25 protein-coding genes, 2 tRNA genes and 1 riboswitch are annotated in these 25,208 nt (G+C 36.4%); of the genes, 7 read left to right on the top strand and 20 right to left on the bottom strand.

Annotation, left to right across the window (positions count from 1 at the left end; translation table 11 throughout):
* Nucleotides 1-233: 233 nt before the first annotated feature.
* A complete protein-coding gene (locus tag KMW37_RS16550; protein WP_215225766.1) occupies nucleotides 234-641 on the top strand; it encodes an NUDIX hydrolase in 408 nt (135 codons plus the stop codon).
* Nucleotides 642-739: 98 nt separating this feature from the next.
* Here KMW37_RS16550 and KMW37_RS16545 read toward each other — a convergent pair whose 3' ends face one another.
* From KMW37_RS16545 to KMW37_RS16465, 17 genes are all read right to left on the bottom strand, one after another.
* The gene (locus KMW37_RS16545) at nucleotides 740-1,786 is read right to left on the bottom strand and encodes an LA_2272 family surface repeat-containing protein (protein ID WP_215225765.1); all 1,047 of its coding nucleotides are present in this window, start codon (nucleotides 1,784-1,786) and stop codon (nucleotides 740-742) included.
* Nucleotides 1,787-1,856: 70 nt separating this feature from the next.
* A complete protein-coding gene (locus tag KMW37_RS16540) occupies nucleotides 1,857-3,536 on the bottom strand; it encodes a carboxypeptidase-like regulatory domain-containing protein (protein WP_215225764.1) in 1,680 nt (559 codons plus the stop codon).
* 11 nt (nucleotides 3,537-3,547) lie between these two features.
* Nucleotides 3,548-4,513, bottom strand: coding sequence for a FecR family protein (locus KMW37_RS16535; protein ID WP_215225763.1), 966 nt, complete (start codon nucleotides 4,511-4,513; stop codon nucleotides 3,548-3,550).
* A 4-nt stretch (nucleotides 4,514-4,517) separates the two neighbouring features.
* The gene (locus KMW37_RS16530; RefSeq protein WP_215225762.1) at nucleotides 4,518-5,087 is read right to left on the bottom strand and encodes an RNA polymerase sigma-70 factor; all 570 of its coding nucleotides are present in this window, start codon (nucleotides 5,085-5,087) and stop codon (nucleotides 4,518-4,520) included.
* 183 nt (nucleotides 5,088-5,270) lie between these two features.
* A complete protein-coding gene (locus KMW37_RS16525) occupies nucleotides 5,271-6,320 on the bottom strand; it encodes an MBL fold metallo-hydrolase (RefSeq protein WP_215225761.1) in 1,050 nt (349 codons plus the stop codon).
* 101 nt (nucleotides 6,321-6,421) lie between these two features.
* Complete coding sequence (locus KMW37_RS16520) at nucleotides 6,422-7,900, bottom strand: HAMP domain-containing sensor histidine kinase (protein WP_215225760.1); 1,479 nt, start codon at nucleotides 7,898-7,900, stop codon at nucleotides 6,422-6,424.
* A gap of 24 nt (nucleotides 7,901-7,924) precedes the next feature.
* A complete protein-coding gene (locus KMW37_RS16515; RefSeq protein WP_215225759.1) occupies nucleotides 7,925-8,617 on the bottom strand; it encodes a response regulator transcription factor in 693 nt (230 codons plus the stop codon).
* 100 nt (nucleotides 8,618-8,717) lie between these two features.
* Complete coding sequence (locus KMW37_RS16510) at nucleotides 8,718-10,049, bottom strand: spondin domain-containing protein (protein ID WP_215225758.1); 1,332 nt, start codon at nucleotides 10,047-10,049, stop codon at nucleotides 8,718-8,720.
* Between the two features lie 162 nt (nucleotides 10,050-10,211).
* A complete protein-coding gene (locus KMW37_RS16505; protein ID WP_215225757.1) occupies nucleotides 10,212-11,084 on the bottom strand; it encodes an ABC transporter ATP-binding protein in 873 nt (290 codons plus the stop codon).
* Nucleotides 11,081-11,752 (bottom strand): molybdate ABC transporter permease subunit, encoded by a 672-nt coding sequence (modB, locus tag KMW37_RS16500; RefSeq protein ID WP_215225756.1) that lies wholly within the window; start codon nucleotides 11,750-11,752, stop codon nucleotides 11,081-11,083. Before modB ends, KMW37_RS16505 begins: the two co-directional genes overlap by 4 nt.
* The gene (locus tag KMW37_RS16495) at nucleotides 11,749-12,153 is read right to left on the bottom strand and encodes a TOBE domain-containing protein (RefSeq protein WP_215225755.1); all 405 of its coding nucleotides are present in this window, start codon (nucleotides 12,151-12,153) and stop codon (nucleotides 11,749-11,751) included. The genes modB and KMW37_RS16495 overlap by 4 nt, the downstream gene beginning before the upstream one ends.
* A gap of 95 nt (nucleotides 12,154-12,248) precedes the next feature.
* Nucleotides 12,249-13,001: a molybdate ABC transporter substrate-binding protein gene (gene modA / locus KMW37_RS16490; protein ID WP_215225754.1), complete on the bottom strand. Its 753-nt coding sequence runs from the start codon at nucleotides 12,999-13,001 to the stop codon at nucleotides 12,249-12,251.
* A 188-nt stretch (nucleotides 13,002-13,189) separates the two neighbouring features.
* Nucleotides 13,190-14,083, bottom strand: a complete 894-nt coding sequence (locus KMW37_RS16485) for a diacylglycerol/lipid kinase family protein (RefSeq protein WP_215225753.1) — start codon at nucleotides 14,081-14,083, stop codon at nucleotides 13,190-13,192.
* An 81-nt stretch (nucleotides 14,084-14,164) separates the two neighbouring features.
* Nucleotides 14,165-14,899 carry a porin family protein gene (locus tag KMW37_RS16480; RefSeq protein ID WP_215225752.1) on the bottom strand — a complete coding sequence of 245 codons (735 nt, stop codon included), beginning with the start codon at nucleotides 14,897-14,899 and terminating at the stop codon, nucleotides 14,165-14,167.
* Nucleotides 14,900-15,077: 178 nt separating this feature from the next.
* Nucleotides 15,078-15,152, bottom strand: a tRNA-Pro gene (locus tag KMW37_RS16475).
* Nucleotides 15,153-15,184: 32 nt separating this feature from the next.
* A tRNA-Ser gene (locus KMW37_RS16470) sits at nucleotides 15,185-15,273 on the bottom strand.
* A complete protein-coding gene (locus KMW37_RS16465) occupies nucleotides 15,235-15,495 on the bottom strand; it encodes a hypothetical protein (RefSeq protein WP_215225751.1) in 261 nt (86 codons plus the stop codon). Before KMW37_RS16465 ends, KMW37_RS16470 begins: the two co-directional genes overlap by 39 nt.
* Before the next feature lie 182 nt (nucleotides 15,496-15,677).
* On the opposite strand from KMW37_RS16465, the gene KMW37_RS16460 reads away from it, so the two are divergent.
* Complete coding sequence (locus tag KMW37_RS16460; protein ID WP_215225750.1) at nucleotides 15,678-16,490, top strand: CHAD domain-containing protein; 813 nt, start codon at nucleotides 15,678-15,680, stop codon at nucleotides 16,488-16,490.
* Nucleotides 16,491-16,634: 144 nt separating this feature from the next.
* On the opposite strand, the gene KMW37_RS16455 is transcribed toward KMW37_RS16460, so the two are convergent.
* The gene (locus KMW37_RS16455) at nucleotides 16,635-17,264 is read right to left on the bottom strand and encodes a DUF4136 domain-containing protein (RefSeq protein WP_215225749.1); all 630 of its coding nucleotides are present in this window, start codon (nucleotides 17,262-17,264) and stop codon (nucleotides 16,635-16,637) included.
* A 293-nt stretch (nucleotides 17,265-17,557) separates the two neighbouring features.
* Nucleotides 17,558-19,291 carry a bifunctional isocitrate dehydrogenase kinase/phosphatase gene (gene aceK / locus KMW37_RS16450; RefSeq protein WP_215225748.1) on the bottom strand — a complete coding sequence of 578 codons (1,734 nt, stop codon included), beginning with the start codon at nucleotides 19,289-19,291 and terminating at the stop codon, nucleotides 17,558-17,560.
* Nucleotides 19,292-19,748: 457 nt separating this feature from the next.
* On the opposite strand from aceK, the gene KMW37_RS16445 reads away from it, so the two are divergent.
* From KMW37_RS16445 to KMW37_RS16435, 3 genes are all read left to right on the top strand, one after another.
* Entirely contained in the window at nucleotides 19,749-20,378 is a 630-nt protein-coding gene (locus KMW37_RS16445) for an NUDIX hydrolase (RefSeq protein ID WP_215225747.1), read from the top strand.
* Between the two features lie 77 nt (nucleotides 20,379-20,455).
* Nucleotides 20,456-21,706: a DUF819 family protein gene (locus KMW37_RS16440; protein WP_215225746.1), complete on the top strand. Its 1,251-nt coding sequence runs from the start codon at nucleotides 20,456-20,458 to the stop codon at nucleotides 21,704-21,706.
* A gap of 2 nt (nucleotides 21,707-21,708) precedes the next feature.
* Nucleotides 21,709-21,957 (top strand): (2Fe-2S) ferredoxin domain-containing protein, encoded by a 249-nt coding sequence (locus KMW37_RS16435; RefSeq protein WP_215225745.1) that lies wholly within the window; start codon nucleotides 21,709-21,711, stop codon nucleotides 21,955-21,957.
* Between the two features lie 71 nt (nucleotides 21,958-22,028).
* Here KMW37_RS16435 and KMW37_RS16430 read toward each other — a convergent pair whose 3' ends face one another.
* The gene (locus tag KMW37_RS16430; RefSeq protein WP_186757728.1) at nucleotides 22,029-22,349 is read right to left on the bottom strand and encodes a YbjQ family protein; all 321 of its coding nucleotides are present in this window, start codon (nucleotides 22,347-22,349) and stop codon (nucleotides 22,029-22,031) included.
* 247 nt (nucleotides 22,350-22,596) lie between these two features.
* On the opposite strand from KMW37_RS16430, the gene KMW37_RS16425 reads away from it, so the two are divergent.
* Both KMW37_RS16425 and KMW37_RS16420 read left to right on the top strand, forming a co-directional pair.
* Nucleotides 22,597-23,910: a hypothetical protein gene (locus KMW37_RS16425; protein ID WP_215225744.1), complete on the top strand. Its 1,314-nt coding sequence runs from the start codon at nucleotides 22,597-22,599 to the stop codon at nucleotides 23,908-23,910.
* A 95-nt stretch (nucleotides 23,911-24,005) separates the two neighbouring features.
* Nucleotides 24,006-24,108: riboswitch (SAM riboswitch) on the top strand.
* A gap of 66 nt (nucleotides 24,109-24,174) precedes the next feature.
* The gene (locus KMW37_RS16420) at nucleotides 24,175-25,206 is read left to right on the top strand and encodes a homocysteine S-methyltransferase family protein (protein WP_215225743.1); all 1,032 of its coding nucleotides are present in this window, start codon (nucleotides 24,175-24,177) and stop codon (nucleotides 25,204-25,206) included.
* Nucleotides 25,207-25,208 lie beyond the last annotated feature (2 nt).

Below are 25,208 nucleotides of genomic sequence, written 5' to 3'. Positions count from 1 at the left end.
ATCCATTAGATTAAGAAATAATGGTATATGAATAATTGAAAAAGTGATATAAATAATATGAATGATTAAAAAAAGTGTATCAACTATATCAATACAGCATTATATGTCTTTTTTACCCTAATATGAAATTGCCTATTTCAATTATATTTTTAATTATTCAACTTATGCCCTCAAATCGTAATAATACGATATTTGGAGGTTCTCTTGACTGTAGTACTTAGAAATTAGAATATATGGATTGGCATAATTGGGATTGCACATATAGGGTAAGCATTAAAGCGCTTATTTTAAATGAATCGGGTGGATTCTTAATAATGAAGGAAGATAATGGCCTTTGGGACTTGCCTGGGGGAGGGTTGGATCGCGGAGAAAGTCCTATAGATTGCATTCACCGTGAAATTAATGAGGAAATGGGACTGAAGCCGATTAAGATAGAGCCAAGACCTATCTTGCTTTTTTCTTCAAATAATCCAAAAGGTGAGCCAATTGTAAATGTTCTTTATGAAACACAACTACCCCATTTGGATTTCACCCCAACAGCTGAATGTCGTGAAATAAAGTTTATTTTTAAAAAAACAGATTTGCAAGGGATTTCTACCTACCAAAATGTTATGGACCTTGTAGAAATGATCTTTGAATAAAGAATTTGGTTATCCATAATAAAATCCCTATCCACTAAATAATGAAGATTTAAGATGGATAGGGATTGTTGATTTTGCATTTAAATTTAGACAGTTATTTAAAAAGTGAAGTTATATCTTAGGCTAGCATTCATTCCAATTAGAAACTCATTTCTATAATCTATTCTTTCTTTGTAGAAATAGAACATTGGCTCTAAGAAGTCATTGGCACGATCAGTTCCTGACCATACAGCACTTGGACCTATCATTATATGAACCTTGGGGCTCAATGCTAATCCCAAATTTAGGCTCAGCCTTGCCATATCTTTATTTGAATTGATATGGTTCAAATAATAGCCTTCAGGGTTTAAATAAACTTTAGAACCAAGTGGTAACAGGCTACCAAAACCTCCCCCTAGAGCAAACTTATTTTTAAAATCGGGATTATATGCACCATTTAAGGTGGTATAAAACTTAGATACCCCGATTTTTAAGGCCATATTGACAGGGTGCATTTCTGTAAATCCCACCTCTAATGCTTTATAGCCACCTTTTCTAATTATAGATAGGAACCCTATAGGAACAGCTCCTTCACCAACGCTGTCAGCGTAGTTCAAGAAACCGACCTGTACACTATTTAACTTTTTAACAACATTTACAAATCCAATTTGTGCACCAGTGACTTCTTTGGGATTAATATTAACAAAACCTATTTGTGTTCCCTTCAAATCATTAGCTACCGTATTAACAAATCCTATTTGGGCGCCATTTGAGGACATTACTGCAGTATTGATAAAACCAATCTGAGTTCCCTTAAAATACTTAGTACTAGTATTTACAAAACCTATTTGCGCGCCATTTATATAATCTGCGACAGTATTGATAAATCCTATTTGTAAGCCATTGACAGCCCCGCCACTTGTATTGACAAAGCTAATTTGACTACCCATAAATTCCTTTTCGTTAATATTGACAAACCCAATTTGAGCACCATGTTGATTACCTTCGCCATGGTTAATAAATCCTATTAATGGATATTTAAAACCTTCTGGAACATGATTATATACTACCGTATATAAGACTGGACTTGAAGTATTATCTTGAGCTTTGATGGGTAATCCAACCAACAACAATATAACAGTTAATATTAGTTTTAAGATTTTCATGACTTTAGTCTTATTAGAATAATTTGTTTTCTTATAAGACACTTGGCTGATAAAGTACCCTAATAAAAATCTATAAAATAATTTGAAGACCTCCGGATATACCGTAATAAAGGTAATGGATTCCAAACTCGTTTATTTCCTTGGCTATTTCCCAACCAGGGACTTCTGATTCCACATTTTCAAATGAACCAAAATTAAAAGATGGGCCTATATAAAATCTGAAGCGCTTACTGAAATTAAGTGCAGGGAGGAGTTTAAAAGAAGCCGTAAAATAATTTTTACCGTAAGGACCTAATGAGGTCCTGGATACAAGTTCTGTGTTGGTTTGGAATGATTTGCTTTTGATAAGGTGATAGCCCAGACCAGCATCAACAGCAAGTGGGTTCCGATCTCCCAATAAAGAGTTTCCTATACCTATCAAGCCATAAGTATGTGTCCCTCCAGATCTAAAAACCACTTGGACCATTTGGCTTTCATCAAAGGCCAATGAAATCGTTTTTTCCCCTGACTTGATAAGATTGATAAATCCAATTGGGTATTTACTACTATCTGCAATATTGAGGAAACTGGTGATTTGCCAGCCAGTTACATTTCCACCTTTATTGAAAAGTCCAGAAACCTGCGTACCAGTTTTTTCAGTAGTTTGATTGGCCAATCCTGCAATTTGAAGTCCATTCATCGATTTGGCTCTATTGATTAAACCCGCTAATTGAAAACCCTTGGTATCATTACTCACATTTACCAATCCACCTACTTGAAACCCACTGGTATTGCCTAGTACTATATTGGAAATACCTGACAATTGGACTCCTTTGGTACTTCCTCCAACAACATTGAACAAACCTGCAGCTTGTAAATAATCTACATCCTTTCGGTTAATATTAAATAAACCAGCAAATTCCACCCCATTTACTCCACCCGAATATCCTCCGAAAATATTTATGGAAGCATTATTTATAGCTTGCGTGTTCATCATCCCATGTGTACTTACAGCAGGAATCAGTGAAACTTGGACAGGCACTTCTGCGAAGAATCCTCCGATATTAAGTCCTTGCATTCTTTGCTTAAAGCCTGTAAACATCCTACCTATATAGGTGTTTTCAACACCATCACCCTCTTCGGAATCGGGATAAAACTTGTACTTTGGATTTTTCTTCTTAGCAGCTATATCAAATGGAGGCAATAGCATAAAAGTGGTGTCCCTATAGTTTTCCTTGCTTATGGTCAAAAGCACAGATTTATCCGGATTCTTGAGCTTTAGTTCAAAATATCCATTTTTATCGGTCATGGAGGAAGCTAACATGCTGCGTTCATAAACACTGGCATAGGCTATTAATTCATCACTATCCAAATCTTTTATTTGTCCTGTGATAACCCAGGAATTTCCTTGCTGGGTATCGATGCCTTCATCCAAATACAATTTGTTGGGAGCATATCGGATTACGATATACCCTGGAGTTTCAATAAACTCATATTTCGGACCCAAAACCCTTAAAAGCACCCCACGAATATCTCCTGAGTATTCAGGGAAATTGATTAAGCTATCTTTAGGAATAATATTGCTATTGTAGGAAAAGAAAAAATCATGCTTGCCAGAGGTGGATTTCAAAAGCTCCTCAATACTGACAGTTTCCATTTCATCCAACGAAACAGACTTGTCAAGATTTCCCTGCGCGAAAATCTCTAAAAAAAGCGAAAAAAATAATATAAAAAGGACTATGCAGTCCTTTACCAGCCCCTTTGCTGTCATGTTTGACTTAATTATTTGATAACGATTCTATTGGGTTCTCTGACTATGGTTAAACCAAAGGTAGCTTTTAATACTTCCAAATTATTGTCTAGAGAATCGTTACTGAAGGTAGTAGTTAATGGTAAATTTCGCAAATGTTCATTGGCTATGATGACGTTTGCATTATAGGCTTGGTTAAGTACCTCAACAACCCTCCAGAGCGGTGTATCATGGGCCTCAAAATAATCACCAACATAATAATTATAAAGATCATCCTCAACCTGAGTAATGGTCAGCAAACCTTTTAATCCATCTATGAATAACTTATCACCAGGCTTAATGATATGAGTCTCATCCTCAAAATCTACCTGAACTGATCCGGATTTAAGAATCACCTCAACCTCCTCTTCGTGTTTTCTTACATTAAATGATGTGCCCAGTACAGTTATTTTAGCTGCTCCTACATTCACTTCAAATGGTCTATTTTCATTTCTTTCCACTTCAAAAAATGCTTCGCCTTCTATGAGCTCTGCCTTTCTATTAGGATTTATAATTGATTGATTAAATGCAAGTTTACTATCTTTATTTAAAGTAATTGTAGACCCGTCAAATATGGTATGGGATATGGATTTATTGGTTGATTCCAGCTTCAAATTGGAAATCAATTGATTATCCGGTTCCATCAAATTGGAGTAAATAAGAAATGAAGCTACAAAGATCAAAGTAAACGTAGCAGCTACTTTATACCATTGCCCTAGAAAGAGCTGCTTACCTAGAAAAGGGCGCTTTCGACTTCTTCTATTTCTAAAATCTTCCCAAGCCTCTTCCACATCAATTTTATTGGATAGTGGGGCATTGAGACTTTTCTCCCAAATTAATCGGATATGCTGGTATTGTTTCTGATGATCTGGATCAGCGTCAATCCATTGTTTGACTTCCTTGTTCTCCATTTCATCAGTTTCCTGCAACAGATATTTTATAAGTTTACTATCATTCATAGGATTATATATTTGTAAACAGGAATAATATTATAGGTAGAAAATCAGCTAATTCCACTCTCAAATGCTTTAGGGCCTTGCCCATATGCGCTTCGACTGTTTTTACAGAAACACCCAAGCGTTCTGCTATTTCCTGGTATTTTAATGATTCATACCTACTCAAAAGAAACACTTTTCGACATTTCTCGGGCAATGATTGTAAAGCCGATTTTAACTCTTCCATCAGTTCTGAATCATCGCCCTCATCTTTTTGGATTGGTGCGGAACTTGATTGATATTTTGTGATATTTTGGTGCTTTTGTTTCACTTTCTCATGCCTTATGGCATTCATACTATCGCGATATACCATCTGGTATAAATAGGCTTTTACCGAAGTTTCGATATGAATTTTCTCCCTTTTTTCCCAAAGTTTCAAAAATACATTTTGGACAATTTCCTCGGCCTCATCTTCATCCTTCAATAGGGCACAGGCATAGCCGTGCAAGGCTTGAAAATGACTTTTGAAAGTCACTTCAAACACTTTCTCATCAATGATTGATGAGTCTTCCACTTCAAGCTGTGTAGAATATTCCACCTGTTAGGTCTAATTGTGGTTTAAACTGATCTCTATATTATTCCCTGTTACTATTAGGACACGTTGAAAATGATCTACCCTATGTTCAATTTAAAAATAATTGAAAAAAATTTATGAAGTTATTCAAAAAGTACCGTCAACTTCAGACAAATATTAAATCCTGATCTTTCATATTTTGCCTGTTCAATCTATTTTCTTCCACCAATAATTCTGATTTTCCATATCAGATAAACCGAATACCTGTCCCAAAGAAGGGGTGAAATGTGGTTGTTTTTGGGCCAGTGCTTCATTCTCAAATCTTATGATCGGATCTTTCCAATGATGTGGCGCAAGTGAAAAGCCCCCCCAGTGAACTGGTATTGCTATACTGGCCTTAGCATCAATAGCCGCTTTGACGGCTTCTTCTGGATATAAATGGATCTGATGCCAGTGTTCATTGTATTGGCCACATTCAACAAACATGACATCAAATGGCCCATATTTTTCTCCCACTTTATCAAAATGGTGATCATAACCACCATCACCACTCCAATAAATACTGTGTTGAGGCGTTCTGAACACCCAGCCACCCCATAGGGATTTTGCACGGTCAAACGCACCGCGACCTGAAAAATGCCTTGATGGCGTAAAAGCAAAAGATATCTCGCTAAATTCATCTTCTTCCCACCAATCGAATTCTTTAACCTTGGAAGCTTCCAAGCCCCACTTTTCTAAATGCCTGCTTACGCCAAGTGCCACGAACCAATTTTCAACCTTGGGAATCAGTTTTAATAGACTCTTATAATCAATATGATCATAATGATCATGTGTGATGAAAATGGCATCTATATCAGGTAAGTTATCGATTATCTCAAGTGTGTTTTCACTGAATCTTTTTGTTTTGAAGGGAGCAATAGGAGAGGCATTGTCCCCGAACATTGGATCTATCAGAATATTCTTACCCATTAAGCGCATCAACAATACAGAATGTCCATACCAAATGAATTTAGGCTGAGATGCGTCATTAGTAAATGCCATCTTATCAAACTCAATGACTGGCAATGGCTGATTGGGCATCCTTTCTTCTGTATTGGTAAAATTCTCTTTTAGTAGTTTAGGGAGTGTCTTGAGGTTGACATTCATTGTAGTGGCAGAAAGATTTTGAAACTTCTTTCCATTCCACTGCGGCGAATTTCTGAATTTCTCCAAATCTGCTTTTCTTACTGAGCCGCCAAACTGGGGATGAATGGTCATATAATTAATATTAAGCTTGCTAGGATAAGGTAATTTATACCATTTAAACTGATATCTATAAATAAGGTTGTCTATTTCTGATAATGGCAGTTGATCAAAAACTAAATTCTAGCCGAATACTGTGGTAGCTCAAAAGAGAAAACGGCACCTTTATCTGGACCATTTGTAACAGCGATTTTTGATTGGTGTAATTCCAGAATCTTCCTAACGATATCCAATCCCAATCCAATTCCTCCACTACCTTCACCGCTAGTCTCCGTACCTTTTTTATATCTTTCAAAAATCACATTTAGTTTGTCTTGAGGAATTCCATGTCCAGTATCTGCTACTTTGACCATGATTTTATCTTGGGTTGAAAAGGCTTCAAGATATATGCTGCCACCTTCTGGCGTAAATTTGATCGCATTATCTAGTAGATTTTGTAGCGCTCTATCTATCAATCTTACGTCTCCAATGGCCATGGGTAGGTCTGTAGGGACTTTGCTTCTCATTTCAATACCTTTCTCTTTAGAAATCATCTTATACTTCAAAAGGTTATCCTGAAGCAGTTCACTCATGGAAAATGGTTCTATGACTGCTTCTACCTCATTAGCCTCTAATTTGGAAAGCTGGAAAAGTTGGTCAACCAATGTTTTTAGTTGCGATGTGTTTTTGAGGATGGTATGTATATATTTTTGTTGCTGCCCTGAATTAAGTTCATGCTGCTTCAGCACTAAGGTTTCAGCAAAGCCCTTAATAGTAGCAATGGGGGTTTTCAAATCATGGGATACGTTGGCCACCAGCTCTCTTCTGGACTGTTCCATTGTTTGGATGGCTTTGATATTTTTTTGAATTTCTGCAGCCATCTCATTAAAGGTCTGGGCCAGATCCTTCATTTCACCATTACTTTTTATATCTATACGCGCATTGAAATCACCACTTTGAAATCGCTTAACTGCTGAAATTACTTTCCTATGGCTGTTTGTTAATGCATATATGGCCAGCAAACCAATTGCTAGCGCAATAATGATTAAAATGGGAAGTGTATTGCTGGCTATATTGAAGATATATCGGTCCAAGATTTCATTTCTTGCTTCTGCATACTTTTGTCCAGTTAATACTACATAGACATATCCAGACAACCTGCCATCTTTATTGATAGGTGCTGCAGAGAATACCTTTGCTTGATCAGGGTGTCTTGGGTCAGTAGATTTTTTATAATATACGTCATTACTATATAAGACTTCCTTGACGGGAATTAAATCAATTTTTTTCTTTATGATTAAACTGTCTGGAGCTGAATAGTTAAGCACTTGTCCAGTTGTATCCAAAAAATAGATCTCAATGGCAGGATGTAAAATCATGGCACTATGGAATATATGCTCCAGGTGATTTTGATCTATACTATCAAGCGGAAAGTCGGATATTTCCACTGCAATATGGGCTGCCACCTCCTTATTCAAATGCTGGTCAGCTTCTTCACTAAATTGAAAAGCTGTCTTTCCGAGGATTAAAATAAAAATAAAGGAAAGGGTCAATAATATACCCAAAAGCAAAGCTGATATTTTCCAGAATAAACTATTAGGAAGACTTTTAAACATGATTTTGATCTTTAGGTCTATTCGCTATTCAACAAATCTATAACCAATTCCCCAGCTAGTTAGGATGTATTTAGGCCTTTGCATATCGGCCTCTATTTTTGATCTTAGGCGGTTGATATGACTGTTAACCGTATGTTCAAAACCTTGGAAGTCATAATCCCAAACCAATTCTAATAAACGCCGGCGACTAAAGCTCTTTCCTGGATGGGATGCTAAAAGGGATAATAATTCAAATTCCTTTGAAGTAAGGCTTATTCTTTCATCATTGACATGAACAGATTTTTTGTCCAGGTCTATCTTTAAACTGCCACGCTGTACGATGCTTTTGATAGGAGAGGCGTTTTTCTTAGCCAATTCCATCCTTCTGAAAACGGCCTTTACACTGGCCTTGAATTCTAAGATTGAAAAGGGTTTGGTCATATACACATCAGCGCCAATTTCCAATCCATCCACTCTGTCCATCTCTTCGGATTTGGCTGTTAACATCATTATCGGAGTACTGAAATGCTGATCTCTCAACCTTTGACATATGTCCATACCACTCATTTTGGGCAACATAAGATCCAAAACTATCAAATCATAGGAATGGTTTTGCGCCATTTCAAAGCCTAAGTCGCCTTTGTCGACATGACTTACTTCACAACCTAAATCCTTCAAATGGATGGTTAATAATTCTGCAATATCCCAATCATCTTCTATGACCAATACTCTGTGCATACCTCAATTGATTATTTTTTAATTTAATCAAAAATCATTTTATCTGTAGTAAAAACTAAAATATCCCCATGGAAATGTAACTTCATGGGGATACTTAGGTTTAATTTGCTGTGATAGTAACCTTAATTATTTCACTGACTTCAGGATAGGAATAACCATCATTTACAGGAATGATTTCTTTGTTTTCCGTTTCACCCGTATTAGGACCGTCTTGTCTTATTGCCTGATTAGGGCCGTAACCTGGTTCTTCATTTATCTCAGTACCTGCATCATATAAGTCCAACATTCCCGTAACATCCCCAGATATTGCTTGGCCACGTTCAAAAAGCATTATCCCCATATCATTAAAAGCAAAAAATAAATCATTGGATTGGACAAACATGGTCGCTAATGATAATTTATCGCTTTGATGGGCGCTGAAGCTAAATTCATATTTCTGTCCAGGTCCGATAGGAGCTGGATCGTCAGCACCAGTAGGGGTATTGAAAACACCACTTACTCGTACTGTTGAAAGTGTATTCAAGCTACTCCCCAAAACTCCTGGCGCCCCGTCTTCTGCTATATACTCCAAGCCATCCCCATAATCTTCCTGGTTTAAACGATAAATAGGCATCCCCCCAGTATGTACGGCCCAAGCTCCAGGAGATAGAGGGTAATTCAATCCAGTATGCTCTGCCAAATAAGGCCCCATTACACCTGCGTTTCCATCTTCAGCGATTTGCTCTAAACCATTTTCCCTTTCAGCTTCACCTGTTGTAAAAAGTGGAGAAGGGGATGTATGAACTACCCAACCTCCTGGAGATAAAGGTATTGTTACAGAACCCATACTGGTTATTAAGGTCGATGGAGTCGATACATTTTCAATTCTTACTTTGAACATATAATCATCCAATGGCTCGAGAGTAACTTTGATTACTTCCGAAGCCTCAGGATAAGTATAGCCATCGTCTACTAATTGTACTACGCCGTTTTCATCATCGCCTGTATTTGGGCCCGCTTGTCTTGGTGCCTGATTTGGCCCTATTCCAGGCTCTTCATTTACTTCTGTTCCTGCATCCCAAAGCATTATTTCATTTGTTACATCTCCGCTTCTGGGGCTCCCGTCAGGATGATATAATTCTATTCCAGCTTCACTAGGGGCAAAAAATAAATCATTGGACTGGGCAAACATACTTGCAAAACTAAGTCTCTCTCCTTTGCCCGCTTTAATATCAAATTCATAAGCACCTCCGGGGACGATTGGTCCAGGTGAACTGGAACCAACGGGGTTTGTAAATACTCCCGAACTGGAAAACATTTTGTGCGTGGAAACATTCTCAACTGTAACCGTAAAATTCGTTGTCGGCAAGTTCACAGGCCTATCTACATTGTCACATGAAGTACATAGATAGACCATTGATACCGCCAAGAAAGATAAAATGGACTTTTTCATAGCTTTTTAGTTTGATAAACAATCGATTCAGACTAAAAAGGTATGGGATAAGTATCACAGCTTTGTAACAAAGCAAAATTCTTCACCAAAGTGCAAAAAATACTAATAGCATTGGTATTGAATGGAATAGCTGGTAGTGTAAAGGATTTGCATTTTGACCAATTATATTTTTTGAATGATAGGATTAAAGGCCTTGGAGCCTACCATGACCTTGTCCCCAATTTTAAAATCCTTCAATTCTGACAGATCACAAACTACCTTTACAATATCTTGCCCAATTAAAACAGAGATAATTCCTATAACTTTTTCATGAAATATCTCAATTATTTCACCAGTAAATTGAAATTTTGCACTGTTCTTACCATGTGTAAATATCTCCTTTGGATTGCCCGAGCTAATGATTTTGCCCTGTTTAAATTCAAATACTTTTTGTGACAGTTTAATAATTTCTCCAACATCGTGACTGACCAAAATAGTGGTCAATTGATATTTCTGGTGAATCTTTATTAAATAGTCCTGTAGTTTTAAACGCATTATATTATCCAAGGCAGATAATGGCTCATCTAACAGGAGTATTTTAGGTTGACTTACCAGAGCACGGGCTAATGCTACCCTTTGCTTTTGCCCCCCAGACAGCATATCTGGTCTAAGATTTAAAAAATCCATTAAATCCATGATTTCTATCAACTCGTCTATGATAGATTTGTCTTGATGTTTTGGAAGTGCAAATTCCAAATTTTCATAAGCAGTCATATTAGGGAAAAGGGCATAGTCCTGAAAGACATAGCCAATTCTCCTTTTGGCAGGTTTTATATTGATCTTTGCATCCTTGTCCCACCAGCACTCTCCATCCACATAAATGCTCCCACTATCGGCTTCCATAAGGCCGCTTATCAATCTTAAGGTAGATGTTTTACCCGATCCAGATTCACCATAGAAAGTAACGAATTCTCCCTTTTTGATGGATATATCCAAATCCAATAGCATTTCCTGATCCCCGGATCGTAAAGATTTCTGGAGCTTAAGTTCAATCATCTTGTCAACCTTTTTAAATGGCCACCATTAATCATGTAAACTATAAATAGGGTTATAAATGATAAAATAATCAAGACAATGGAATATTTGTTGGCGAGGTCATAATTAAGGGATTCCACCTCATCATAAACAGCAATGGAAGCTACTTTTGTTTTGCCAGGAATATTCCCGCCAATCATCAATACAACACCAAATTCTCCTACTGTATGTGCAAAGGTAAGTACCAGTGCAGTGATAATGGAAGGTTTGATATTCGGCAAAAGAATGTAAAAAAGTGTGTTCAATCTATTTTTCCCAAGCAAACTGGCTGCCTCTGTTAAAGAGGAAGAAATACCTGATAAACCAGATTGTATTGGCTGTACCATAAAAGGTAAACTATAAATGCAGGATGCCACTACCAAACCTGAAAAAGAAAAAACCAGACGAATTCCAAACCAGCCTTCTAACCAAGCACCAAAGGCATTCTGGGGACTAAAGGCCAACAATAAATAAAAACCCAAAACAGTAGGAGGGAGCACCAAGGGCATGCTCACCAAGGTCTCAATGACAGGCTTTATTTTTGACTTGGTAATAGATAACCAATAGGAAAGTGGAATTGACAGGATAAAAAGGACCAAAGTCGTCACCAAGGCAAGTTTGAGGGTCAATATAAGAGGAATCCAAGTCATAATGGAGACAATATTACTTCATTGAATTTAATCAGGGTCAATACTTGATCATTGAGCTTCAAAGACATATTATTACTGCTAATGCTGGATATCAGGGCAATCAAATCCCCTATGGCAGTATTCAATTTTACCCGAGTCAATATCTCTCCCTTTTTGATTTCAGTGATAGTCCCTAGAATTTTGTTCTCTATACTGATGTTGATCTTCTCTTCCTTGGATAGGACCAACTCTGTTTCTTTGAATAAGATATTTACTTTTTTTCCCTTTTGAAGGTAATGTGCTGATTCCACAGTATCCAATAAAATTGAATGAAATTCAACTCCCTCCCCTAAGTCCACCAAAACCAATGACATATGCTCACTAGATTGAATACCCGTAATTTTACCTTCAAATTGGTTCATAGGTTATGAATAAATTATTATTGGATAATATCTCTATAATAAGAATAATGGTTGAGTACTAAATGAATTTAAACAATTTATCAATAGCAGTGATTTTATGGAACATCATAACCATATTCCAATAGAATCCTCTTTGCTTCCTTTGAAAATAAAAACTCATAAAATTTTAGTGCCAAGTCCTGTTTTTCTTTTTTGCCTTTCAATAATACCACAGCTTGTTCTATGGGCGAATAAATTCCTGAATCTATATCAAGCCAATATCCATTATTTTTCAATTGAGGGGACAAAACAACAGATTTAGCAGTAAAGCCAATTTCAGCTGAACCAGATAATATAAACTGGTTGGTTTGAGAAATAGACTCTCCATATACTAATTTAGTACCTATTACTGGATTTAGCTGATAGTAATTGAGCACTTCCATAGCCGCTTTTCCATAGGGTGCTGTTTTGGGGTTAGCCAAGGCAATATGCTTAATAGTGTTATTGGATAATTGTTCGATGCTTGGTTTATTTTTCTCATCCATGGCCCAAAGCACTAATTTTCCATAAGCGTAGATTTTTGGCGCTTGTCTTGCAAAGCCTGCTTCTTTTACAGCTTTGGGGAAATTTATATCAGCGGACACAAACAAATCATAAGGAGCTCCTTCAATTATTTGTGCGGTTAATTTACCAGAAGAGCCAAGAATGATGTCACAATTCATCCCTGTCTCATCATTGAACTTATCGACTAATGCCGCCATAGCATATTGCATATTAGAGGCCGTGGCAATGCTTAGTTTATTATCTGATGGACTTTTACAGGCTATAATAGAGGACAATAAAAATAAGGGTAATAAAAAGCTTTTCATTAAAGGTTATTTCAAAACGAATTTATTTAGGGACGGTAGGAACTCACTATTCAAAGATAAGCACATTGATCAAATCGTTGGTACTTAAAAGAATTTTAATGGTCCAATCATTAATTCTAAGACAGATAACACCCAAAATTAGACTTAAAATGCTTTACAATAGGGCATAATTATCAAGCCAATAGTTATTAGGGGACTAGCACTTTTAGCTTTTCTTTACACAGGCTTATCTCCAACTGATTTTCTTTAACAGGCACCAACTCGCCATCGATTTGATATTGCAATAAATTACCATTGCCAAGAACCACTAAATTCTCAATCAACTGATAATTTACCTCTTTAAGCGCATGAATTTTTCTTGAGGCGACCAACAATCCAAACAATAATAATTTTAGCCTGGACATTTTCTTGACCAAAACCATATCCAGCAAGCCATCGCTTATATTGGCTTTAGGAGTAAGCGTAAATCCATAGCCCATTCTATTTGAGTTGGAAACAAACAATAAAAATGGATCTGCATTGCATTCTTTCCCGTTTTTAACAAGTTTAATCTTTCCTGTTGAACTGTAGGTCCCCATAGTTTTTATCAGGGCTTTTAAATAGCCTTTTAATTGCCTTTGCTTAAGTCGGTTATAATGTGCTATCAAAGCAGCATCAAAGCCAATTCCCATATTACTAAAGAAATACTTCCCGTTTACCTTCCCGATATCAATGTTTTTTACATTACCATTGATTATGATTTCAATGGCTTTATCAATTTTAAGGGGAATTTGTAAATTGGATGCTAAACCATTCCCGGATCCTAAAGGAATTATTCCTAAGAGAATATCATGCCCTACGAGACAAGAAGCTATTTCATTTATAGTACCATCACCACCACAGGCCACAATAATATCTGCGCCCTCGGTAATGGCAATTTGGGCTAACTTCGATGCGTGACCAGGACTTGAAGTAATTTTTAAAAAAACTTCATACTGAGACTTTGTAAAGGCTTCTTTCAGTAAAATTTTATCCAAAAAATTATTTCCTTTACCTGAAATAGGATTGACAATAAAGTGAATACGCTGTTTTTTTTCTAACACTTCTAGATGTTAATTAATTTTTTGTCACTATATAATATTCGGATGCGATAAGAAACGTAAAAATACAGTATTAATTATTATTTATTCAGCAGAATGCTTATCTGATTTTAGATAGGGGAACCCAATAATTACTTGAACAACTGAATTAGTGGCAGACCTTCCTGTTTCCTTTTTAAAAACTTCTGCAAAACCATGGCAATACCGTAATTTTAAATCTATACCATGGCCATTATTGAGCTCGGTAAATGTATAACCTACTTCAATAGGAAAACTAAAATCAACATTATTTAGTTGGTCTTTAACGCCATGGGAAAATAAAAATTCACCATCATCAGCTGTATCTCCAATCGTAATATTCTTGGCATCCAATAAGAAACTAACTTGTGGACCTGCTGAGAAAAATACGTTTTCAGTATATCCATATCTAAACATTAAAGGAATATCCAAATAGTTCGTTCTAATGGAGGTTTTATATGACAATACCGCTCCATCGAATTCATTGGGAAATGGATTGTCTATATTGATTCTTTTCTGTCCTTTTCGCGAGAAGGGTTTAAACTGAGGGACAAAATACCATTTGTCATTTATTTTCATATTTACTCCCAAGCCAAAATTAGGCTGCAAATTCACTCTGCCTTCCATTCCAGGCATATAGGCAAAGTTTAATCCTCCTTCAATACTAAAAAAGAAGTTTTCAGTAGCTGCTTTATCACCGAATATAAGTACCAACCACATAGCTTGAGCATGGGCATACTTTACAGATCCAGCCAAAAGTAATAGGGAGATTACAAAAAACTTAAAAAAGCCTATTTTCATAACTGTAATAATATACAGTTAGAATTTAAGGATAATCTTATTAAGATTAACGTGTTCGTCAATTTTTCTTATAAAATCTAGAAATTCTAAAAACAAAGTAAAAATGACAGCTAACATTTGAACTAAAAAAGCCTCTAAAGTTTAGCTTTAGAGGCTTTTGTCTTTTTATAAAGTCTTGTCGGGGTGGCAGGATTCGAACCTGCGACCTCCTCGTCCCAAACGAGGCGCGATGACCGGGCTACGCTACACCCCGAAAATAAAAAGGATTCATAAGAATCCTTTCTGTAGAGAGTGGGGGATTCGAACCCCCGGTACGGTTTGACCCGTACGACAGTTTAGCAAACTGCTGGTTTAAGCCACTCACCCAACTCTCTATTTTCTTGAAAAAACCTTCTTGTTTTCCCCTTATTGCGATGCAAATATAAATGATAATTGTTCACTAAAGCAAACATGGATGGGTAAATAATTAAGGCTTTTATGTCCTTTTTTAACATATTTTCAATAACGATCTGTGATTCAGGGAGAAAAATAATGTTGAGAAAAAATAAAAATATATTAAGCAATTTAAACCAGTCTAAAGAAACAAGCGCTGCCATTTCCTTTTAACCAAACTTTTTCATTTGAAATTCAAATCTAGCATGACCATTTTAGAATTAACTAGGAGATAATTATTAGCTAAACTCTTTTAATGTTAATTTATAAAATGGGCAATATTAATTTATATAATGGTGAAAAATTGGAAAACGGATGGAAAAGGGTTTTGATTGAACAATCAGAGATGGCTATTAATCTTTTAAAAACCCGTCGAAACATTCCAATGAGCGTTCATGAATCACGTAAGGCATTTAAAAAATGTCGCACTGCTTTAAGAGCCGGGAAACTTGGATTCAAGGGTTATAAAGATGAGAACCTGTTTTTCAGGGATCTTGGAAGGCTATTATCCCAGCTGAGAGATTATCAAGCAGTACAAGACACTCTCTTGCATTTATACCAAACCAAAGACCATCCTGCCAGAAGAGCTAGCTGTAAGATTATTTCAAAACCTTTATTAGTAAAAAAAGCCCAACTTGAACGAAACCTGATCAGAAATGACAAGCTCTTTGAAAAGATAGTTAACCTGCTTCAATTCAAGCTAGAAGAAATAAATAATTGGGAATTAGAATTAGCCTCATTTGAGTTATTGGCAAAAGGTCTCAAAAAAGTATATAAAAAGGGTCAAAAGATAAGGCATAAAGCATGTGTTACTGGAAAGTTGGAAGACTTTCATGAATGGAGGAAGCAAGCCAAGTATTTCTACTACCAGTTGGAATTTATCAGCCCTTTATGGCCTAATTATATAGGAGTATTAAATAGTGAATTTAACCAACTTACAGATAAAATAGGAGAGGAACACGATTTAGTGATCTTGGAGGAACTTATGGACACAGAAAGGATAAGTATTAAGAACACAACAAGAATGAATGCCTTTAGAGAATGTATTGACTACCATAAACAGGCAGCTCGCAAGGAATCACTGGGGCTTGGATCGCGTTGCTATATTTTCCCAGCAAAGTGTGTCAAGAATATAGTTCAAAAGTTAGGTGCTTTATAGAAATGCTTGACTTTGCATCATAATTAAAAAGAGGCCGTCTCCATAAATAAATCTGTCCCCAATTTTCTTGGGACAGCTAGGTTCCCAGTGATGGAAACTTATGTATGAGACAGCCTCTTTTAACAATACAATATATTTATATAGCTAAAAGGTATAATTATTGGTGACTAAACGGAACTGGTTCATTACCTTATAAGTGGCCCGTGTAAGGTCTAAGTTTATGCTTGGAGAATTGATATCGAAATCCGCCGCAGTATATCCTTGCCATATGGTTTTATTTTTTTTATAGTCGATTACGTAAATTATCAGCATTCCCTCATTTTCGTAGTATTTTATATTATCGTAATCCTCACCGACTTTTCTCTCTTCTTCTTCATCTAATTCTTCCAGTCCTTTTTTAGCCAATAGCTCCTCTTTTTTCTCTTCTTCCTTCAGGATTTCCAAACCTCTGGCGGATAACCAATTGTCAAATTCTGGCTGTATATATCCTCTATATCGAACCTGACTGACAAACAACTTATAATAAATTAAAATATCAGGCTGAGTTATTTGATGTCTAAACCCTTGAGAATTTAACCTTGAAATAATCGTTTTATCTATTATAGGGATGTGCTTTATCGAATCAGTCCCCGTATCCTCCATAAAGGCAAAAGTTTTGTATTTTTTGAAATTGCCCCTGTAGTCGTAATCGTATTCTGCTACAAAATCTTTAGAGGAAAAGCATGATGTAAACAGTAGAGCAGCTAGGATGATGTACCATTGAGCTTTTTTCATTTTTCCAGAATTTAAGATATCTAAACAAACATGATGAAGAAATTTGTGGTAGTAAGGGTGGGGTTTAATTTTCTTCAATGAAGGAAACTTTGTATATAACCATTTAGAAAACCAATTGTTATGAATTTTCTCGCTCGACTTACTGAATATTAATTAATTAACTCGAATTTTCAAAATATACGATGGAAGAATTAAGTTGGATTAAGCTATAAAAAAGTATTTTGTCACAATAAAAAATTTCTATAAAAAAAGGAGGCTATTTTCGCACCTTTAGTATTCTTCTAGATGCATACCTAAACTGGTTCATGAGGTCTGAACCTCATATAATCTGGATAAGGAAAAGTATGCATGAATTCACCGTTTTCAATGCGTTTTTGGATGCTTCTCCAGTGATCCGGATCAAACAGGTCTTTATGGAATTCTAGAAAGTAGGCTTTAACATCAGCACGGCCAATCATAAACCGTCTAAAATCCTCAGGAAAGACATCATTCTTCGCTATTTCATACCAAGGACTTGCAGCATAGATCTCCTCGAAGGTTTTGGGCTTGGGTTTCTCCCTAAAATTCATTTGTGTCAAAAACTCGATTTCATCATAATCATAAAAGATCACCCTTTTCTGTCTCGTAACGCCAAAATTCTTCGTCATCATATCTCCAGGAAAGATATTTGCCTTTGCCAGCTGCAATATCGCATTTCCATATTCTTCTACGGCAATCTTTGCATCGTCCAAGCTACATTCCTCCAAGTACATATTAAGAGGTGTCAATCTACGTTCTGTGTAGAGATGCTTGAGAATTAGTGTGTCATCTTTAATCTCAATTAAAGAATTGACAGTATTCTTCAATTCTCTCAAAAGATCTGGATGGACCCTGTTGAGAGGAAGCTTGAAATACTCAAATTCATGGGTATCTGCCATCCTTCCAACTCTATCATGCAAGGACACCAATCGGTATTTGTCCTTAACTTCTTGACGTGTCATGTTTTTGGGAGGATCAAAACTGTCCTTAATCATTTTAAATACGATATTGTATGAAGGAAGGGTAAATACGGTCATTACCATGCCTTTTATTCCTGGAGCAAGGACATATTGGTCATCACTGGTGCTTTGATGACTAAGAAAATCCCTATAAAATTCTGTTTTACCATGTTTGTTGAATCCAATTGCATTGTACAATTCATAAACTTTTTTATGGGTAATCACGGAATTTAAAAATGCGACAATCTGGGATGGTATTTCAGTTTCGACCATAAAATAGGAACGCGTATAACTAAATGTCGCACTCATCAAATTAGGGTCAAAGATCAGTGTGTCAACAAAAATGCCATTTGGACCATGCATAAAGGGAATGATAAAAGGCATCCATTTTCCACCCAAAAAAGTCCTACCGATCAAATAGGCAGCTTTGTTTCGATAAAAAACTTGTTTTAGTACCTGGGTGGTTGTGCTTTTGTCTACCTTATACCTGGTTAATATGACCTCTCTTATGCTTCTAACCAAAAATTGGACATCCTTTTCTTTTTGGTAATAAGGGGCATTGAAGTCAAAATCTTCTAGTATTTTTCTGATAATCCTCTGTACGCCCCAAGTGGATGGGTAATTATAAAAAAGATTTTCTTGGGGATGGATTTCACAAGAATCATATCCTTCCAGAACAAACATTAATTCCTCATCAATAGACAACTTCGCTACTGATTTCCGGATCACGGAATTATAAAACGACTCTGCCAGTTCTTTGTCATTTCTTTCATTGATGGATTCAGAAAAGAACTGTTTTACAGAAAGCCAATACTGACGGTCATTCAAAAATTCACCAAAGCTGACTTTGCATATTTTTACAACTTCATTTACGCAGTCTTTATAGAGTCTTAGTCTTTGTCGCTGATTAAGTTGGACACCGTCCCAATCTCTTTCCCTAAAATAAATGGGGGCACGCTTTGTATATTCATTAAAAGAATTGATGTATTTGATATAACCTTTTATTATTTCGTCAACAACTAAAGGTTTTTCGGTGCTTGCTGTAAACATAATTTAGAAAGATCTAATGGAAACTAATCGAAGTTAATTAAATCAATAGAAATTCGCTGAGATACAAGAAGGTATGTGATTATTTTTTAGAAAAACCACATTTTTTTAAAAGTCTCTAATTTCTTATTAAACTGTTTATCTCTAAAACAAAATTTAATTTTATTTCAGTTTATTAAAATGATATTTGGGAAAATATTAATGGGCAGACTTGTTTTCGTCTGGAGAAAATATTTCTTCCGCAATCGATTGTTTGTAGTATGAGAATATTTTTATACCTTTCCAACAAGTTGTTCTACTTGTTGAATAACTTAACAATAGGTTTAATAGGTTTGATAGTAAAAAAAGGTCCGATTAATAATCGGACCTTTTTTATGGATATGAGTTTAATCCTTCCCTTTACTTTTGAATTATCCAATTATATTGTTTGTTTAAACCAAAAATAGTTAAGCATATTTTCATGGAATTATTAAAGGTAGTTGAACATTTAGAAACAAAACTTCATGGACCATTACCAGGCAAAAAAGGTCAGATTATCATGGCCCCACAGCCTTTAGATGAGGCTAGGTTTGCCAATCAAAACGTCAAAAATGCGCGCAAAGGAGCGGTAATGATCCTGCTTTATAGGGGAAAAGATGGATGTATGGTTCCCTTCATCAAAAGACCCGAATATGAAGGTAACCATAGCGGGCAAGTTTCCTTTCCAGGAGGTAAGTGGGAAGAGGATGATATCAATCTACAGGAAACAGCATTAAGGGAAACTGAAGAAGAAATAGGAGTAGACAAAAACCAAATTAACATTATTGGAAAAATGTCAAATTTATACATTCCTCCAAGTAATTTCTTGGTAACTCCTTATATTGGATTTTCTGAAAAGACCCCAAACTTTAAACCTGATCCAAGAGAGGTAAGCAGAATTATCCATAGTGATTTTGCAGCTTTGATAGACCAGAAAAACATAAAGGAAACATCTTTTAAACTAGCATCAGGCTTCAATTTGAAAGCACCTTATTTTGATATTGAAAAGGAGGTAGTTTGGGGAGCTACAGCGATGATATTAGGTGAGCTTATGGCTATTTGGAAGTCATAAGCCTTTGGTATTATATTTTTTTTTCAGCTAGCTTTTACTTGTTTTGTAATACTTTAAATTTCATACAATTTATTTACATGCAGGAATCTACCCCATTGATCAGCAATGATGCTGTTGTACTAGGACTTCTTTTTGGTATTTTAGCTTTGGTTTTTGGCACTTCCAGCAGTGACAGACCCTTTTGGAAAAAATTTTACCGGGTAGTTCCATCTGTACTTCTCTGTTATTTTCTTCCTTCGATTTTCAATACACTGGGAATTATCTCCGGTAGCGAATCAAAGCTTTACCAAGTAGCCTCAAGGTACTTATTGCCTACTTCTTTGGTGTTATTGACCCTAAGCATAGATTTCAAAGGGATAATTAAACTGGGTCCTAAAGCTTTGATCATGTTTCTTTCGGGAACTTTAGGAATAATACTAGGTGGTCCTATTGCAGTTTTGTTGGTTTCTATTGTAGATCCTTCTGTAGTGGGAGGAGTGGGGCCGGATGAAGTTTGGAGAGGTTTGGCCACAGTCGCAGGAAGTTGGATTGGTGGTGGTGCTAATCAAACTGCTATGCTTAAAACCTTTGGAGCTAGCCCTGAATTATTTAGCTCAGTAATTGCAGTAGATGTTGTAATAGCCAATTTATGGTTGGCATTCTTACTTTTCTGGGCCGCTAATCCCAAAAAGATTGACAGAATTTTTAAAGCAGACAGTTCTGCCATAGAAGAGTTGCAAAGAAATATCCAAGCATATAGGGGTAGTATCATGAAAATCCCCAATATGAGTGACACTTTCAAGGTTTTGGGCGTAGGGTTTGTTATCACAGGAATTTCTCACTGGATTGCAGATTATATAGCGCCATGGATAGGTAGCAATTATCCGCAATTACAAAAATATTCCTTAGACTCTACCTTTTTCTGGATAGTTGTAATTGCAACCACAGGAGGACTTATCCTATCTTTTACCAAAGCGAGGAATTTGGAAGGGGTAGGAGCATCCCGATTAGGAAGTGTTTTATTGTATGTATTGATTACCACAGTAGGTATGCAAATGGATTTATTTGCTATCTTAGATAACCCATCCCTGTTTATTGTAGGGGCAGTTTGGATGTTAGTACATATAAGTATTATGCTGATAATTGCGTACCTTATTAAAGCGCCATTTTTCTTTGTGGCGGTAGGCTCTCAAGCCAATGTAGGAGGGGCTGCATCTGCACCTATAGTAGCTTCGGCCTTTCATCCTTCTCTGGCACCAGTAGGGGTATTGCTGGCTGTATTTGGTTATGCTGTTGGCACTTATGGAGCGTATATTTGTGGTCTGTTATTACAATTTGTATCAAATTAATTATGGCCCTTTACCGAAAATTCATATTTGTATGTACTGGATCTGATTGTAAGAAGAATGGTTGTAAAGGTCTTTTAAAGGATATTAAGGACCTTACCAAGCTGGATGATCATAAGGGAAAATATAAAATTGTCAAAACCAAGTGCATGGACTTTTGTAAGTCGGGGCCTATAACTGTCGTTAACAATGAAGTGATAAAAAAATCGACCAAAGAGCAGTTAAAGGTCGTTCTGGAAAATAAGAATCATTGATTTCTTATTCAAAAAGCTGCCTTTAAGTTAAATGCCTCCAATAGCAATTAATTTAAAGACAGCCTTTTACTTTATTTTGGTTCTGTAATAACAGCGGTTCCACTGGCAGTAACCATTAGCATTCCATCCCTGATAGTTTCATAATCCAAATCTACGCCAACAACAGCATTAGCACCATAGGCCATAGCCTGCATTTCCATTTCCCTTAATGAAGTGGTTTTAGCCTCCTTAAGTACTTTTTCATAAGCACCTGATCTACCGCCAACAATATCTGTAATTCCGGCAAAAAAGTCCCTGAAAATATTGGCTCCAATGATGGTCTCTCCGGAAACTATTCCACAATACTTTTTGATTTCATGGCCTTCAATATGTGGTGTTGTAGTCGTAATCATAGCTTTTTGCTTAATTGATTCAAATTTCAAATAATGTCTGTTAAATATAATTTGAAATAATGAGAATCGGTCAATGATTGAGTCATTTCCTATGGGCACTTTTATTGCTGTCATAGTTAAAAATATATTGGCTTTGCTTATACGGAAGCATAGCGTTTTATAGTTATTTATGTTTCAAAGGTATTTTAAAAGGTAAAATGGCCATATCCTTAATTAAAGTTTTAATTTTGAGGTGAAATTTCGATACATGAAAAGATCATTAGTCTCAATAATACTTTTAGTAATGTGGGCAAACAGCCTTTTCGCCCAAAAAAGCAATTTGTACCAGAGAACAAGTGCCAATTTTTTCTATGGAATATCAGGAGCTCCACTCTTGGATTTCAACAAATTACTTGAGGAAAGAGGTGGAACAAAAATGGCCAACTCTTATCATAGTATTGGTTTGGGATATCAGACAAGGTTCAATGACTTTATTATTGGTACTGAGATTTACCAAAGCAATGGCTTAAACAACCAGTTTGGCGACTATATAATCGATTATAGAACCAGTAGGGTATTTCTCAATGTAGGATATGCATTTACCGAAGAGGGGAAAGTTCAGCTAATCCATTTTATGTCCATTGGAATGGGTTATATGAATTTTCAGATGCTCAAGGGTGTCAATTCTGCAACAATGAACGAATTCTTGGAAGAACCTGCCCATGGCTATATATTGAGGAGAAATGATGTCACCAGCGGAGCAGAGAACTTTGGTAATTTCCTGACCGAAATTGGTTTTGAATTGGGCTATGACCTGGGTTTGCTTTCAGCTGAGGAAGTAATTAGCCTTTCAGCAAAATTCGGATATTCTTTCAATCCATTTGAAGAATCTTGGAAAATAAAAGGAATGAACTTTGACAATATCCAAAGTGGTCCCTTTCTTAGAATTGGAGCAGGAATCACTTTGCCTGAATCCAATTATTTTTATCGTGATGCCACTTTGGCCTTGAATTTATTTTATGGGTTTCACTTCACCAAACCTAATAAACTTAACAATTATCTTTCCAGTAATGGGTATAATGAACTATCCGGCTGGCCCACAAATATTGGCATCAAGATAGTAGGGGAAAACAGGGGCTTTTTATATGGAGCAGATCTTTACAATGCCAATCAAAATGGAGATGCAAATGAATCCTATCACCAAAGTTTGAGCAGTACCAGGGTCTATGGAAATTTGGGTCGCAAATTTTTGGACCTGAATAATTGGGAAATCGGATTAATGGGGGGAATAGGTTATGCTTCATTGAGATATTCCTTATTGCATAAGTATAAAGTGGATTTTCCCAGCTTAATTGATATACCTGATTATGATGGGGAACTGAAGAAAGGTGGTTTAATGGCCAAACCGGAAGCGTTTTTGTCCTATGCATCAAGTCTTTCCAAAAAATCGCAATTGGCACTTAAATACTCTATCACAGCTGGCTATGAAATTCCATTAGGGAATTATAAGTTGGCTGACGTGAGCATGTCAAGTTATATGGCTGGTCCATTCTTACAATTCGGTTTGGGAATTAGACCATAGAGCTGTTGTACAATATATTTCTAATGCCAACTAGAAATTTAAATAAAATATCTTCTTTGCAATTTTTTTCCATCTTTTCCTGTTAACTTTGGGATTGCTTATCGAGAAAGACCGAGGGAAGGGCCCAATGACGTCTTAGCAACCTGAACCATACAAGGTGCTAACTCCCATCCTGAGTAAGACAGGAAAAGATGAGCGGCAGATAAATGCTTCATTTTTCTTCCGGTTCTTGCTCGACATAAGCTTTTATAAAAATTATTGAGCATGAATACTAGAACGGATATATTACTTCAGCAATTAAAAAACAAAATCTTAATCCTTGATGGTGCGATGGGGACCATGATCCAGCGTTATCAATTGGATGAAGATGATTTTAGAACAGCAGCTTTAAAAAGTCACGCTAAATCATTGAAAGGTAATAATGACCTGCTCTCTTTAAGTAGGCCGGATGTAATCAAACAGATTCATGAAGCCTATTTGGATGCCGGTGCTGATATTTTGGAAACAAACACCTTCAGTAGTACTTCCATCGCTCAGGAGGATTATGATCTTTCTCACTTAGCCTATGAGCTGAATGTGACTTCTGCTAAAATAGCCAAGGAAGTAGCCTTGGCCTATTCGGAGAAAACTCCTGACCAGCCAAGATTTGTGGCAGGGGCAATAGGACCAACTAACCGTACAGCTTCTATTTCTCCTGATGTGAATGACCCTGGGTTTAGGGCAGTGAACTTTGACCAGTTGGCAGCAGCCTATGCAGAACAAATCAGGGGACTAATAGATGGAGGATCGGATATTCTCTTGGTAGAAACCATATTTGACACTTTAAATGCTAAAGCAGCAGTCTATGCGATTCAAGAGGTTTATGAAGAAAAAGGCATTCCATTGAATCCTGAAGAGGGAGGGATTCCCATCATGATTTCAGGAACCATTACAGATGCTTCGGGAAGGACCCTGTCTGGACAGACAACGGAAGCATTTTTAATTTCTTTATCTCATGTACCATTGATCAGTATAGGTCTAAATTGCGCCTTGGGAGCAAAGGAATTAAGACCATACCTTAAGGTGCTTGCCGAAAAGGCGCCGTTCTATGTCAGTGCCTATCCAAATGCAGGCCTGCCCAATGAGTTTGGACAGTACGATCAAACTGCAAAGGAAATGGCTGACCAAGTTGAAGAATTCCTTAAGGATGATTTGATCAATATTTTGGGTGGTTGTTGTGGAACCACTCCTGAACATATTAAGGTAATTGCCGAAGTAAGTAAAAAATACGAACCTCGAAAACTAGCATTTGCATAAGA

The sequence above is a fragment of the Echinicola shivajiensis genome, assembly GCF_018642165.1.
Classification (GTDB): Bacteria; Bacteroidota; Bacteroidia; order Cytophagales; family Cyclobacteriaceae; genus Echinicola; species Echinicola shivajiensis.
Note: the sequence above shows the minus strand (reverse complement) of the source record. Positions and strands in the feature narration are given on the sequence as shown.